This is a genomic window from Chitinophaga pendula (assembly GCF_020386615.1).
GTDB classification, from domain to species: Bacteria; Bacteroidota; Bacteroidia; order Chitinophagales; family Chitinophagaceae; genus Chitinophaga; species Chitinophaga pendula.
The window spans coordinates 6,885,466-6,899,323 of sequence record NZ_CP077769.1 but is presented as its reverse complement, the minus strand read 5'-3'; the positions used below and the strand labels follow the sequence as shown (position 1 = coordinate 6,899,323).

The following is a 13,858-nucleotide window of genomic DNA, read 5'->3' as shown; positions in this document are numbered from 1 at the left end:
AATTTTTATAAAAGCCTGAGACGTATCCTGTCTCAGGCTTTTATATTGACTGTACAATATCAAATGGCTACATTTGTCAAATGGCTGAACTGTATCTGCAATTACGCATCACCGCTGTCATAGCCGAAGCACCTGACACTTTCACCTATCATCTCGAAAATACCGAGGGTATGCCTGTATTGTACGAAGCCGGCCAGTTCCTGACCTTCCTGATCACACTTCACAATACCGAATATCGCCGCTCCTATTCTTTCAGTTCCACCCCGGGCATTGACGATCATTTGTCGGTAACGATCCGGAAAAAGGAAAATGGTGAAATATCCCGATATATACTTAGCAGCTGGCATGTAGGCATGATCGTCACCGCGCTAATGCCAACAGGTCGTTTCACCCCAGTACAGCCAGGTGCGCAACCAAGAGATATCTTTCTGCTCGGTGCTGGCAGCGGGATCACCCCGCTATTTTCCTTACTGAAACATATCCTGTATTTTGAGCCATTAAGCAGGGTTGTATTGGTATATAGTAACAGTACCCGGGAGCGTACCATTTTCTATCGTCAGCTGGAGACGTTGGCGGTAACCTTCGCAGCTCGTTTGCATATTATCCACTTGTTCAGCAGCGAAGAAGATCATGCTATCAATCATCCAAGACGTCTGAATAATATCCTACTGGAACCGCTTGTAAAAAGAGAGTTAAAGTATGACCTTACTGCGGCTCATTTTTTCGTGTGCGGTCCCCCTGATTACATGCGCATGATCCTCCTGACACTTCGTTTTATGGGATTTCAGGATGAACAATTGCACAAGGAAAACTTTGTTGTAAATACGGATGTACTTATTGCCAGGACTGTAATTCCACAGGACACCACAGAAAAATCCGTTCAATTGAGATTACATGATCAGGTATTCCAAATTCCGATGCCCGGCAATAAACCAATCCTGGATAGTGCACTGTCACAAGGTGTTGCGCTACCTTACAGCTGTAAAGGAGGTGTTTGCGGCTCCTGTACCGCCCGTTGCACCACTGGCAAAGTGTGGATGTCTGTAAATGAAGTATTGACTGATAAAGAACTGGCTGAGGGCTTTATATTAACTTGTGTAGGATATCCGGTAAGCGAAGAAATAACAATTGAATTGTAAAATATTCTAATGTAGATAGAGTTATACAACAAGCCTCTGGGGCTTTTTTTGTCACTTACAACTTTAACCCTTATATTTTATGGAAAATGCAGTAATGCGTTATCCCCTTATTAAGATCGTATGTACCTGTGTAATATTTACCGTCTTGTGGATACCTGCCCATCTATGGTTAGTTGATCTGCTAACAGCACATCCATTAACGCCCTTCAAACAACATCTTTTATTAGTTAGCGGTGTTCTTAGTTTCTTCGTACTAGGAGCGTTGTTCTTTTTTGCATTACGTCGTAACTACCGTGCTAGTCAACATGCACAATTATTCCACAATCATCCTATCCCTATGTGGATATACGATAAACAAACATTGCGTTTTCTATCTGTCAATAAAGCATCAATTATCCGATATGGCTATACGGAAAGTGAGTTTCTGTCTATGACATTAAAGGACATCCGGGAACCTGCCGAAGTTAAAAAACTACTGGAAGACGTTGCATCAAATTGTAATGGTAATACCTCCTATCGTGGTACCTGGTTGCATCAGAGTAAGGACGGTGCTACCTTTCATGTAGAAATTTACAGTCATCCCTGTACTTATTTTGGCAAAAATGCCCGTATTGTTACCGCCCGTGATGTAGATGCACAGGTAAAAGCCAGTAAGGCCGCTCATGAAATGAGCCTGCGTTATGAGCTATTGGCGAATGCCACTCACGATGCCATCTTCGATTGGGATATGCATGGTAATACGATCCACTGGAATCATGGTCTCCACAGTCTCTTTGGCTACGGTACTGCAGAGCAGATGCAACAAATAGAATGGTGGCGTGAAAAAATACATCCGGAAGATAAAGACCATATTACAGCAGTATGCCTGCAGCTTGCCAGCGGCGCATTAACATATGCTAGAGATGAGTATCGTTTCCTTTGCGCAGACGGGACTTATAAATATGTATTGGAGAAGGCTTATCTTATTTGTGAGCAAGGCCTACCTGCGCGTATCATCGGTATTATACAGGATATAGATCAGCAGGTAAGACAGGCACAGCAGATCAGTATGTTATCATTAGTCGCCAGTAAGACCAGTAATGCGATTCTGATCACAAACACACAAGGTGACGTCGAATGGATCAATGATGGATTCACGCTTCAATTTGGATTCACCCTGGAGGACATTAAAAAAGTGCATCCGCTCAGGCTTTTGCTGCACCAGGAAGACACTGCAACTATACAATTCATCAAGGATAAAATAAAAGAAAAAGTATCTTTTTCTGCAGAAGTCATTTGCCAAGACAAACATGGCACTCCCTATTGGGTAAATGCGGCTGTTACCCCGGTGTTAAACGACCAGTATGGGATAGCGCGGTTTGTAGTTATTATTTCTGATATCACAGAGAAAAAGCAGTTCATACAGCAATTACAGGAGCAGAATAAGGCGTTACGTGATATTGCCTGGATCAACAGTCATGAAATACGACGACCAGTGGTATCTATATTGAGTATAGCGCAGCTATTGAATGAACAAAATGAAGATCCTGATATGAATCGCAAGCTGATAGATTGGTTACATAAATCGACCATACAGCTGGATGAGATCATACACAAGATAGAGCATAAGGTAAAGGAAATGCAGGAATAGGGTCGTCGTTGCAATTACTTCCCGGCAGTATACTGGTTTTATACCACCGGGAAGCTGGCGGTATTACAAAATAAATCCGTTGAATTCACCTTTAAGTTCATCATAAAGTTTATGGAATGTCTCCATGCGATCATGTAATCCATCATAATCCTCTACCGGGCGGTCATTGTGTACTAGTAATGGTTTGTCTCCACCCAGAATTTTCCGGGAGGATTGCTTCAGATCATGAAACATTTCATCTGCCACTTCCAGCTGCCGGATGAAGCGGTTCTGAAAATGTTCTACGTGTATCAGTTTTTCCTGATCACCCTGTTGGGTTACCAATTCTTCTAACCTGCTGCGCATTTCTTTCACATCTCTCCTTACCTTATCGACTTCACCTTTCCAGGTATCGATTTGTTGCTGCAGGTTGGTAATCTGTGTTGGAATTTCCATAAACGTATGGATTTAAGCAGTTAAATGATAAGGTTTACTATATCTTCTCCAATATGTTTTATCTGCTATTTATTAGGAACGATCTTATAACCGGTATGTTATTCTGATCGTTATCCTAAGTTACGATCTTTTTCATATCCAAGCATATATGTGTATTGATCAGCTCAGCAGTGTGGGAAAGGCATCTATTGCTTCAGAAATACCCCCGGCTCCTGTCTTGCGAGCCTGTAGTACATGGCGCAATTCACCTGTATAACCTAACAATGCGGGTTCTGCACCACCTACTACCACCCCTTTAAACCCCAGATCATAGAGGGAGCGATCGTTCATAGTATCTCCAGCTACTAATATCTTATCTTCCGGATATCCAAGTTGTTGTATCAGTTGATGTAATGTATGTCCTTTATTTACCCCCTTAGGCAATACATCCAGGTATTTGCCTGCAGACTGGATGAAGTCGCAGCCGAGATCAGTCACAATATGAATCGCTGCGGCTATATCAGTGTCCTGATCATAAAAAAATGAACAGCGTCTTTCCTGTGGCACTTCCTGGAACCGCAATCCCTTTACATGCTCCAAATGCTGCCGTATGATCTCCTGCCCCGGCCATTTGCCTGCAATTTCGTCCTGCAGTGGCTGTACAGGCTCCAAGGTTAATCCATGCACGATCGTAGCTCCGACATCCCCAATAATAAAATGGGGGCGAGGCATTTGTTCGTCCTCCAATAATGGCAGAATACTTTGCAGCCCCCTACCTGTCACAAATACTAATATAATATTCTTATCTGCACGGATATAGCGGTACAACTGTGTTCTATCTTCTTCACTACCTCCCAAAAAGGTACCATCCAGGTCTGTTGCCAACAACATAATACTTCAATTTTTATTTGAGACTATTGGTTATTTTAAGAAGCCATAGCTGCACCGTTACCATTATTATTCCGTATGAATAACGTTTGTGTTGGTAAGGCAAAAGCGATTCCTGCTTGTCTAAATGCATCAAACAATGCCAGATTAATGGCTTGCTGGTTATCCATATATTTATTGTAATCACCTGTTAATACAAAATAAACTACCTCATAGGTAAGCTGAGAACTATCAAAGCTTAGGAAGTGCGCTCGGTCGAACTGCAGGTCCGGATTGCCGTTAATGATCCCTTTTACGATGGCTGGTATTTGTTCCAGCTTCTCTTTAGGAGTCTGGTAGACTACACCGAACTTAAAAACGATACGTCTCCTTTCCATTCGCTTGTAGTTATGTACCCTGGAATTGGTCAGATCTGTATTAGAAAATACCAGCTGCTCCCCACTGAGACTACGCAGACGAGTCGTTTTAATACCAATAAACTCTACCACCCCGGCTTTATCCTGTACTACAATAAAATCCCCAATTTCGAAAGGCCGATCGAAGAAGATAACAAAATAACTGAACAGGTCTCCCAGTATGGTCTGCGCTGCCAATGCGATAGCAATACCCCCTATCCCCAAGCCAGTGATGATTGTAGTTACATTAAAGCCCCAGTTATCCAACAAGAACACAATACCAAGCATCCAAATCACTCCGGAGATGATCAACATAATCCCATTTATCTGTTTGGCTTTCTCTTCCCCATTTTCCCGTCTCGAAAGATATCCGTGCAAAAGGAATCTGAGTGTCGCTGTCAGTACCTGCAACACAAAAAAAGTAGAAAGTAAAGAGACCCCAATGTGAGTGACGCGAGCAGCTTTGGGTGTTAGGTTAAGTGTTGATATTCCGATATAAAATGCGGCTATATATAATAAAGGTACTAACGAACGTTCCGCCCTTCTCACAACAAAATCATCGATATTACTATCCGTATCTCCGGCCCATTTTCTTAACCGTTTCAATAATAACTTTTTCAATATAAGTATTATGACAATACTCAATAAGAAAATACCCACAGCAATAATATATTGCTGTATAGAATTGTTCCAATACTGTTGTTGTAATACATCCTGCATAGTCATCTATATTTAACCGGTTAAACAATGATCATTGTACAGCACCATATCTTGTTTCGGGTGGAAGCGCAATAATAAGGAACATCAAAAGAAAAGACCAGCCTTATGGGCTGATCTTTTACTAAAAGAATGTTATTTTTTTTAATGCAGATAAGCATTGTACATCCATACTAGTTTCTCCTGCTCCCGGATGTAAGTAGTGATAAGGTCATTTGTGCCATCATCTCCTACTTCATTACTCAATGCTGACACTTCTCTTTCTATTTCTATCAATGTCTGTAAACCTGCTACTATAGCCTGGACACAAGCAGTGTCCTTCCCTTCGTTTTTTATCTCACGTATAGACGAATGACTAACATAGTCTGAAAATGTATGTGTTGGAGTGAACCCAAGTGTAAGGATACGTTCTGCGATCTCATCTATTTTTGCGAGTGCATCTGTGTATATCTCTTCAAACTTTACATGCAGAGTGAAAAATTTGTCTCCTTTTATATTCCAATGAAATCCGCGCGTATTCATATAAAACACCTGATAAGCAGAAAGTAGTACATTCAATTTTTCTGCTAATTCCTTAGAAGTTTTTTTCTCCAATCCAATAGTGGTAGTACTCATATATCACGATATTTATTGGTGATAGTAATGTTTTTTCTATTAATTCAAAGGAACATCAATGATCAAAAACTCTGCCGCTTTTGTTGCTGTAATATTAGCTTGTGTATAGTCTGAAAGGCCTATTGCATCACGCCGTTTGAGGGTTTCGCCACCAACCTGCAGCTCTCCTTCCAACACAAAAATATAGCTACCATGTCCTGTTAATTTAGGTGTTATGCTCAGCGAACCATCCTGATCTAATTGTCCAAGAGAGAACCACGCATCCTGATTGATCCATAACGCGTCGGTATCTTTATCAGGAGATACTACTACTTGTAATGTATTTTTCCGGGCAGCAGGATCAAATGTCAACTGTTGATATCGTGGGGCGATATTCCTCACTTTGGGGAACACCCATATCTGCAGAAAACTAACCGGATCTGTTTTAGAAGCATTATACTCTGCATGTGTGATACCAGTTCCGGCGCTCATGATCTGTACATCATTACTTCGGATGATTTCGTTACGTCCTGTGTTATCCTTGTGTTCTAATGCACCACTGAGTGGAATAGAAACGATCTCCATATTTTCATGGGGATGTGCGCCAAAGCCCATACCACCTTTTACCCAGTCATCATTCAGCACACGTAGTGCGCCGAACTGCATAGCTTCCGGGTTATAATAACCTGCAAAACTAAAAGTATGATAACTCTGTAACCAGCCATGATTTGCATAGCCTCTGCTGTTTGCCCGATGAATGATCTTGTTCATAATATTTACTCCTTTTGTAACACAAAGGTCCGTCAACAGCGGGGGATATACAATGGATGGAATAAAGGAAAACGTGGACTAAAAAACAATGCCGGTGTATCCATTCAGAACACACCGGCATTGTGTATTATGCGAAGTCATTTATACTAGTTGCGCATCAAGTGTAATTGTCGTATTAAGCAATTTGGAGATAGGACAATTAGCCCGGGCATCTTCTGCCAGCTTCGTGAATCTATCACTTTCTATTCCTGGTATATTGGCTCTTAATTCCAGATGGCTCTCGGTTACTGCACCATTCTCAAACTTCACCGTGGCTTTGGTATCTAGCGAACCTGGTGTAAACCCGGCATCTGTAATGAGAAAGCTTAACTTCATAGTAAAGCAACCTGCATGCGCGGCAGCAATAAGCTCTTCCGGGTTAGTACCTGCCCCATCTTCAAAACGGCTGCTGAAAGAATAGGGTGTACTTTGCAATACACCTGTTTCTGTAGTCAGCGTACCTTTACCTTCTTTACCGGTACCCTGCCAATTAGCGCTAGCAAATCTTTTCATAGTGTATCTTTTTGTATGATTATAATTAGTATGTGATATCAGTAAGCTACAAAATTCTGGCCAGTTCACACCTGGCCCCCACAAGGATATAAAACAGAAAAGCCAACAGATAATTATCTGCTGGCTTTTACATTCCTGACAACCTGATACTTAAATTACTTCAACTAATTCATCTAATGATTTCCTTACTTTCTTTGCATGTTGCATTTCGTCCTCCGCCGATCTATAACCTAGTGCAACGATTACTACGGAAGCCAGGTTCCTATCTTTTAGTCCCAATATCTCATCGTATTGAGCTGGATCAAATCCTTCCATAGGAGCAGCATCTACACCTTCCGCCGCAGCAGCTGTCAATAGTGTACCCAGTGCTAAGTAAGCCTGTTTTGATGTCCATATTCCTGCTTTTGTTTCATCCAGGTTTGATACGACCTGTTTCATAAGGCCGGCGTATCCAGCCAACGTTTCCACTCCTATACTGCGGGTCGTTGCGATATTATTGATGTATTGATCCACATGATTCTCCGACAGATCCCTATATCTTACAAATACGATTAGCTGAGATGCATCTGTAACCTGCGGTTGCCCATAAGAAGCCGCTTTTAATTTCTCACGTACTTCAGCATCCTCTATCACCAATACCTTATATGGTTGCAAACCGTAAGAAGAAGCAGAGAGACTTGTAGCACGGAGGATACGATTCAGTTTATCTTTATCTAACTTTTTAGTAGCGTCGAATTTCTTGGTCGCGTAACGCCACTCCAGTTTTTCTAAAATGTCCATTGTTATATCGCGTTATTAGTATCTGATTATTGTTTTATCATCTGTACGTTTGCCAACAGTTTCACTTCATCTCCCAGCACTACACCACCTGTATCGGTAGTGGCATTAAAGGAAAGACCAAAGTCTTTTCTGCTGATCTTACCAGTAAGTTCAAAACCAGCCTTAGTCTGCCCCCATGGGTCTTTCATGGTACCACCATACTCTACTTTCAGTTCTACCGGTTTAGTATGTTCACGGATGGTAAGATCGCCGGTGAGGGTGTAGGTCTCGTCATCTACTTTTTTGAATTCTTTTGATCTGAAGGAAAGTTTAGGATATTTAGCAGCATCAAAGAAATCTTCCGCGAGCAGGTGTTGATCGCGTTGCTCATTCTTTGTGCTTACGCTATTAATATCTGCTTCGAAATTGATCTGTGCTCCGGCAAATCCGTCTTCTGTGGTTGTTTGCATGGTTGCGTCAAAAGCTGCGAATTGTCCGGTAACCGTGGTGATCATCAGGTGTTTTACCTTAAACTGTATGTCGCTATGTGCGGAATCTATTTTCCAGGTTGTCATTGTTATCAATTTTAGTTTTATAAATGTATATTGTCAGTGAATTTATTCAAGGATTAAAGGAAGCCCATCTTACCGCTATTATAATCTTCGATGGCTTCGGCGATCTCTTCCTGAGAGTTCATTACAAAAGGTCCATAAGCAAATACAGGCTCATTGATAGGTTCGCCGCTTAAAAGGATTAAACTGGTATCTGTCGTAGCTTTTATGGCGATCTCTTCGCCGTTAGGATCAAATACTACCAATTGTATTCCTTTTGCTGTTTCAGCTTCGTTGAAACTTGCGTCACCTTTCAATACTACGATACCTGTATTATGTCCTTCCGGAAGAGAAATAGTTGTTGCTTGTCCAGCCTTTAGCTGTATATCCCAAAGATTAAGCGGAGAGAATGTTTGGGCCGCCCCGGCCTGTTGTTGGTATTGACCGGCTATAATACGTATATAGCTCTCGTCTCCGACTGGTACTACCGGTATCTGGTCTTTCAGCAAGGTTTGATATCCAGGTGCGGACATTTTATATGCTTTGGGAAGGTTCACCCAGATTTGGGCCATTTCCACTTTACCCCCCGTCTTGCTGAATGCTTCACTATGTTTTTCTTCGTGTACAACTCCCGACGCAGCAGTCATCCATTGTACGTCGCCGGGGCCGATCTTTCCGTGTCCGCCATTAGAATCCCGGTGCTCCAGTTCGCCCTGGTATACTACCGTTACCGTTTCAAAGCCCCGGTGCGGGTGTTGATCTACGCCTCTGGGTCTATTAGTAGGAGGGAAGTACGCGGGCGCTGCATAATCCATCAGGAAAAAAGGGCTCAGCTTTTTCGTACTGTGAAATATACTGCTTACCCTGAATCCGTCGCCGACCATGTGAGGGGCGGCTACATTTGCTACTTCTATGACTTTTTTACGTGTTTTCATATTAACCTCCGAAATACAACACAAAAATAGTTGTTGCAACATATTTTGTGAATGGATTAATTGTTGTAAGTGATGGACTTTTTTTCGCCAGTAGGAGAGGGGGGAGGCAATTCGCGCTACATCTTATTGTTTATGAAATAGTTATAAAAAAAGGGCCGCCCTCTTCATCAGAAAGGCGGCCCTTGGGGGTCTTCGTTGGACATAAGTACGAACACCAGGGCACTCTTTTTGGGGTGGGGGGACAGAGGTACTGTGAGTGCCCTGGTAATGTTTTTTATAGGAAAATGGCTCAAATTTTGTCGTATCCTTCAACGCGTCAAAAGCGCGGAGCCAGGTTCCAATGCGTTTTTATGAAGTAATGTTTTATTAGCTGATATCGTACAGCCTGGCCTATTCGTTCTGTTAGCATAGCATTTCTGCAGGCAACTGTTGGCAAATCTTACACGCAATAGTCAGTCTATCATATTTACTACTATGCCACTACCTTTCTTTAATCGTCCTAACTGTTATCATTTTGACAATGTAAGCGGAATAATCTTACGGGATTATATATTCCTCTTACGTCAGGAGGCCGGCTGATGCCCCCTTGTTGTATATAATGAAATGGATGAAAGCCATGACTGTCCTCAGTCATTTGGGTTACTGACCTGATACTTGGCACCTAAAAACAGCTTTGAAAGTTGTAAAAGGGCTTTGGGTATCGAGGTTTGGTCTAAAATATCTTTGAAACTTGGTATTTACACGTTGATTCTGGCTGATAAAATGTTAGGCCTACACTGCCAATACAAACACGATGAATAAAAGTGGTCACACGCACACGCTACTCTTTTATCTCATATTAGCAAAACGTCACTCCAGGAAGTTGTCATTCCGTATTCGCTGAAGGCAAGTGTCAAGCCAATACCGGTTAGTCCATCCAGGACACCGACCCCTCTCGAATACCAACGGCCTTCGGAAACCTCCTTTTCCAGCAATCGCTCTGTTTCGGATATCCAATAATGGTATCCATCCAGCAATTGGGTATTTCCCATCAGGTGAAAAAGCTTGCGGTATAACTCTGCTACGCCAGCTGCTCCTTCTTCTATTGTGGCATTTTCGATATTCGTATGTTGCGGCACTTTGCGCATTAGCGTGTTCAGGGCTACGAGGAGCGCTGTACGGGCTTGATGATCATTATGTTGCAGCTGTCCATTCCGGTAGAGTAACAGTACCTGTCCTAGGTCTCCACTTTTCCACCATAGGCGATTATCGTAATGGGCCTCTCTTTTCGTTCTGTCAATCATGAAAGGAAAGAAAGAACATTTTGAAGCGGTCTGATCTACCTCTTGGCGCCATTGTAGCAGCTGTCGAACATTTTCTTCCAGCAAAGTAGCTAATAAAGGATTACCAGTTGCTGTTGCCAGTCGCTCCAATACTGTTAAGATGCCAGTGATGCCACTTCCAAGACCAACTTCCACCAGGGGTCTTTGCCGGAACGGTAAACCTGGGTATTGTCCGAAACTTGTTAATATCCACTCGTCAGGTACCTGGTCCAGTCGCTTCAGGAAAGCGGCTCTAGAGGAGAACTCCTTGGGCAATTCCAGATAATAGTTGGCCATTCCTGCCCATCCATCCAGATACCCCCAGTTGGACCATTCTTTCGTGATCCAACCTTCGTTGAGTAACTCGTGGCTAAATTGGTTTACACTGTCATAAAGAGCGGGGGAGTTTTCTTCATTACGATACATCCCCTTTATTACATTAGCCAGGCAATTCATCAGGAACGGCCCTTGTGGGGTTCCCATTATACCTGCTAATCCTTCCACTTTTATCTTCCGCACTATTTGCTCCAATATCTGATCCCTTTTTCCCTTATATATCACGTTCTCTTCCAAATAGAAAAGGTGATGATAAAAGAGTGCCAAAGAGAGATCTTCCAACGAAAACGTTGACTTCCGGCCAAAATACCTATTGATAGTTGTGATAATGTTGGCTAACTGTCTACGATGGATGATATTGGCATTTATCATGAAGTTATTTTCTTAAAGTATCATGGCCGGCCGGTGACAGATATAGTACAAAGTGCATCCATTGATTTTTCACCACCAGTAGGATCGACAAATGTAGGAATCCCCATACCCTTGACAGGTATCTGATTATTCACTACTTTTAATATAATTTTTTTCTTGAGTTGCAATCTGTTGTTAGCATTTACTAAATTGGGATAATTCATTTCTATGACGTTTATTTTCAATAAAACATTTTCAACACCGTGGAAAACCAATATCAATTTTCGACAGGTAACGCTCCACTAGTTGTAAGTGTAATTATCGTCGTGATTGGATCTGTCACAGTCGTCGGTTGAGTTGGCATTTTCGCGTAAATCTTAAAAGAAGTATTTGCAACGTCAACTTTCATTATAACTTTCTTTCCAAGTTGCAAACAACCTAAATGATTAATAGTAAATTTATTCATATATAAAAAATTACCGAATTCCAAGTGATCCATTCATGTAAAAACTAAGAAACTTATTCCAGACCTAGTAAAATTCGAAATCCTAACTAACTTATAGAAATTCATTACACGAAATGGGCTAATCAATACACAAAAGCTGTTTTTTCCATGAAAAAAAATTCTCCTTACCATGCCTTCCAAATTAAAAGTATACTAGCTGACAGAAAAAATGGGTATTTGCAGAAATTTTACATACATCTGTTAATATGGGTAATTTATTTTCTATATGAAAACGGAGTTATCATTATTATAGATCCGGCTCGACTAACACTCACCTCCACATTATTATTCTTCTTATTAAATGCACTGATATTTTATATCAACAGTTTTCTATTAATACCATTGTTTGCTTTCACAAGAAAGTATAATCAACTAGCCATAGCAACATTACTGCTAATTGTCTTTTATATGCTTTTGAATTATTCTCTAACAGAATACATGAAGGTTGCTAAGATTCCAACAATGTATTCTTTTCTCACTTTAAAACATTTTTTAGCAATAAGAGGTACACGCTTTCTCTATTTTGCCTCTCTCAGTTATGCTTATTCTTTTACAACCCATACTATTCAAATTAATAAGGAATTAGTACACCTTGAGAAATTGAGGAACGAGGAATTGCAAAAAAGGAATCAGCTCGAAAAAGAAATACTTATTTCAAATCTAAACTATCTAAGATACCAAATTCAACCGCATTTTTTATTCAATACACTCAGCTTTATCTATACGCAGGTAATGAAATGCTCTCAAAGTGCATCCCGCAGTGTCATGCTATTATCAGATATCATGCGCTATGCATTACATGATCATGACGATGGCAAAACCGCGCTGGAAACCGAAGTTCAACATATTCACAATCTGATAGAAATACACCAATTGCGATTCAATAACAGTCTTTATATTGAATTTGAGCCCGAAAATGACTATGCTTTTAAATACAGACGTATAGTCCCTATGCTCCTGATCACTTTTGTAGAGAATCTCTTTAAGTACGGAGATGTCAATGATCCTGAGCACCCCGCCACGATAAAAATCGATGTTTTAGATGATGAGCTCCATTTTCATACCTTTAATAAAAAGAAAACGAGCGCTACCAATATGATCAGTAGCGGAATTGGCCTGGTCAATGTCAAAAAGCGACTGGATCTTGCTTATGGCAATAATAAGTATCAACTGCTAATAGACGATAAAGATGAATTTTATACAGTAGACCTAACCTTAAAACTATGAACCTATGTTAACGTGTGTAATAATAGACGACGAGCAGCACGCCCTTGACCTATTACGCGATTACGTCTCACAAGTATCCTTTCTGGATTTGAAAGGTGCTTTCAACAATCCACTGGAAGCATTACACTATGTTAATGAGCAAGCTATCGATCTTATTTTCGTAGATATCCAGATGCCGCAACTAACCGGACTGGATTTTATCAAATTAGTCAAACGCAAGACAAACATCATCATTACCTCCGCATTTAAGGAATATGCCTTGGAAGGTTTTGAATACGAAGTCGTAGACTATCTCCTAAAACCTATTTCTTATGACCGCTTCTTCAGAGCCGTACAAAAAGTCATGAACCAATTGGCCTTTGAAGAAGAAAAGCAACAGGAAAAACAAACTGACTTTATAGTTGTAAAAACCGATGCAAAAAATAAATTACAAAAGATAGAACTGAATGAGATCTCACATATTGAAGGTCTCAAAAACTATGTAGCCATCCATACTGACCAACAGAGAATCGTTACCTTGTTAAATATGAACGATTTGGAGGAAGGCCTTCCAAGGGATCAGTTTATCAGAGTTCACAAATCATATATCATCGCGATTGAACGTATCAAATCCATAGATGGGAATCAAATTTACCTGAAAAATGTAAAAGATGGTATTCAATTAAGCGATACTTATAAAACAGCATTTTTTAACATCCTTAAACAAAGTTTAGTAGGTAACAAACGTAAGATATAATTATTCCAATCCGCAAGTAGCAAAAATTCCGTTTATATTAGAGATACAGCCAGGTTA

At 40.9% G+C, this 13,858-nt stretch carries 14 protein-coding genes; 4 read left to right on the top strand and 10 right to left on the bottom strand.

Translation table 11 applies throughout. From position 1 onward, the window contains the following. Window positions 1–80 precede the first annotated feature (80 nt). Window positions 81–1,139: a flavin reductase family protein gene (locus KTO58_RS26000; protein WP_095836606.1), complete on the top strand. Its 1,059-nt coding sequence runs from the start codon at window positions 81–83 to the stop codon at window positions 1,137–1,139. A 79-nt stretch (window positions 1,140–1,218) separates the two neighbouring features. Further along, entirely contained in the window at window positions 1,219–2,769 is a 1,551-nt protein-coding gene (locus tag KTO58_RS25995; RefSeq protein WP_095836607.1) for a PAS domain S-box protein, read from the top strand. Window positions 2,770–2,832: 63 nt separating this feature from the next. Here KTO58_RS25995 and KTO58_RS25990 read toward each other — a convergent pair whose 3' ends face one another. The 10 genes from KTO58_RS25990 to KTO58_RS25945 all read right to left on the bottom strand — a co-directional run bounded on the left by KTO58_RS25990 (window position 2,833) and on the right by KTO58_RS25945 (window position 11,354). Beyond that, window positions 2,833–3,204, bottom strand: coding sequence for a hypothetical protein (locus KTO58_RS25990; RefSeq protein WP_095836608.1), 372 nt, complete (start codon window positions 3,202–3,204; stop codon window positions 2,833–2,835). A gap of 159 nt (window positions 3,205–3,363) precedes the next feature. Beyond that, a complete protein-coding gene (locus KTO58_RS25985; protein ID WP_095836609.1) occupies window positions 3,364–4,074 on the bottom strand; it encodes an HAD-IIB family hydrolase in 711 nt (236 codons plus the stop codon). Window positions 4,075–4,109: 35 nt separating this feature from the next. Next, window positions 4,110–5,186 carry a mechanosensitive ion channel family protein gene (locus KTO58_RS25980; protein ID WP_095841388.1) on the bottom strand — a complete coding sequence of 359 codons (1,077 nt, stop codon included), beginning with the start codon at window positions 5,184–5,186 and terminating at the stop codon, window positions 4,110–4,112. A gap of 141 nt (window positions 5,187–5,327) precedes the next feature. After that, window positions 5,328–5,798 (bottom strand): Dps family protein, encoded by a 471-nt coding sequence (locus tag KTO58_RS25975; protein ID WP_095836610.1) that lies wholly within the window; start codon window positions 5,796–5,798, stop codon window positions 5,328–5,330. 39 nt (window positions 5,799–5,837) lie between these two features. Next, the gene (locus tag KTO58_RS25970; RefSeq protein WP_198315107.1) at window positions 5,838–6,548 is read right to left on the bottom strand and encodes a pirin family protein; all 711 of its coding nucleotides are present in this window, start codon (window positions 6,546–6,548) and stop codon (window positions 5,838–5,840) included. 141 nt (window positions 6,549–6,689) lie between these two features. Then, entirely contained in the window at window positions 6,690–7,100 is a 411-nt protein-coding gene (locus KTO58_RS25965; protein ID WP_095836611.1) for an OsmC family protein, read from the bottom strand. Between the two features lie 150 nt (window positions 7,101–7,250). Beyond that, window positions 7,251–7,880: an NAD(P)H-dependent oxidoreductase gene (locus KTO58_RS25960; RefSeq protein ID WP_095836612.1), complete on the bottom strand. Its 630-nt coding sequence runs from the start codon at window positions 7,878–7,880 to the stop codon at window positions 7,251–7,253. Between the two features lie 26 nt (window positions 7,881–7,906). Continuing rightward, window positions 7,907–8,434 carry a YceI family protein gene (locus tag KTO58_RS25955; RefSeq protein WP_198315108.1) on the bottom strand — a complete coding sequence of 176 codons (528 nt, stop codon included), beginning with the start codon at window positions 8,432–8,434 and terminating at the stop codon, window positions 7,907–7,909. A 53-nt stretch (window positions 8,435–8,487) separates the two neighbouring features. Beyond that, a complete protein-coding gene (locus KTO58_RS25950) occupies window positions 8,488–9,345 on the bottom strand; it encodes a pirin family protein (protein ID WP_095836613.1) in 858 nt (285 codons plus the stop codon). 833 nt (window positions 9,346–10,178) lie between these two features. Further along, entirely contained in the window at window positions 10,179–11,354 is a 1,176-nt protein-coding gene (locus tag KTO58_RS25945) for a lanthionine synthetase LanC family protein (RefSeq protein ID WP_095836614.1), read from the bottom strand. Between the two features lie 922 nt (window positions 11,355–12,276). On the opposite strand from KTO58_RS25945, the gene KTO58_RS25940 reads away from it, so the two are divergent. Together KTO58_RS25940 and KTO58_RS25935 are read left to right on the top strand one after the other, a co-directional pair. Further along, window positions 12,277–13,065 (top strand): sensor histidine kinase, encoded by a 789-nt coding sequence (locus tag KTO58_RS25940; RefSeq protein ID WP_157752731.1) that lies wholly within the window; start codon window positions 12,277–12,279, stop codon window positions 13,063–13,065. 4 nt (window positions 13,066–13,069) lie between these two features. After that, window positions 13,070–13,801 carry a LytR/AlgR family response regulator transcription factor gene (locus tag KTO58_RS25935; protein ID WP_225859924.1) on the top strand — a complete coding sequence of 244 codons (732 nt, stop codon included), beginning with the start codon at window positions 13,070–13,072 and terminating at the stop codon, window positions 13,799–13,801. The last annotated feature ends 57 nt before the right edge of the window (window positions 13,802–13,858 follow it).

Bases quoted from the DNA above. Each gene is read 5' to 3' on its own strand.
- KTO58_RS25970 (WP_198315107.1), bottom strand. From the start codon at position 6,548: ATGAACAAGATCATTCATCGGGCAAACAGCAGAGGCTATGCAAATCAT.
- KTO58_RS25935 (WP_225859924.1), top strand. From the start codon at position 13,070: ATGTTAACGTGTGTAATAATAGACGACGAGCAGCACGCCCTTGACCTA.
- KTO58_RS25945 (WP_095836614.1), bottom strand. From the start codon at position 11,354: ATGATAAATGCCAATATCATCCATCGTAGACAGTTAGCCAACATTATC.
- KTO58_RS25990 (WP_095836608.1), bottom strand. From the start codon at position 3,204: ATGGAAATTCCAACACAGATTACCAACCTGCAGCAACAAATCGATACC.
- KTO58_RS25980 (WP_095841388.1), bottom strand. From the start codon at position 5,186: ATGCAGGATGTATTACAACAACAGTATTGGAACAATTCTATACAGCAA.
- KTO58_RS25940 (WP_157752731.1), top strand. From the start codon at position 12,277: ATGAAGGTTGCTAAGATTCCAACAATGTATTCTTTTCTCACTTTAAAA.
- KTO58_RS25950 (WP_095836613.1), bottom strand. From the start codon at position 9,345: ATGAAAACACGTAAAAAAGTCATAGAAGTAGCAAATGTAGCCGCCCCT.
- KTO58_RS25985 (WP_095836609.1), bottom strand. From the start codon at position 4,074: ATGTTGTTGGCAACAGACCTGGATGGTACCTTTTTGGGAGGTAGTGAA.
- KTO58_RS25960 (WP_095836612.1), bottom strand. From the start codon at position 7,880: ATGGACATTTTAGAAAAACTGGAGTGGCGTTACGCGACCAAGAAATTC.
- KTO58_RS25975 (WP_095836610.1), bottom strand. From the start codon at position 5,798: ATGAGTACTACCACTATTGGATTGGAGAAAAAAACTTCTAAGGAATTA.
- KTO58_RS26000 (WP_095836606.1), top strand. From the start codon at position 81: ATGGCTGAACTGTATCTGCAATTACGCATCACCGCTGTCATAGCCGAA.
- KTO58_RS25955 (WP_198315108.1), bottom strand. From the start codon at position 8,434: ATGACAACCTGGAAAATAGATTCCGCACATAGCGACATACAGTTTAAG.
- KTO58_RS25965 (WP_095836611.1), bottom strand. From the start codon at position 7,100: ATGAAAAGATTTGCTAGCGCTAATTGGCAGGGTACCGGTAAAGAAGGT.
- KTO58_RS25995 (WP_095836607.1), top strand. From the start codon at position 1,219: ATGGAAAATGCAGTAATGCGTTATCCCCTTATTAAGATCGTATGTACC.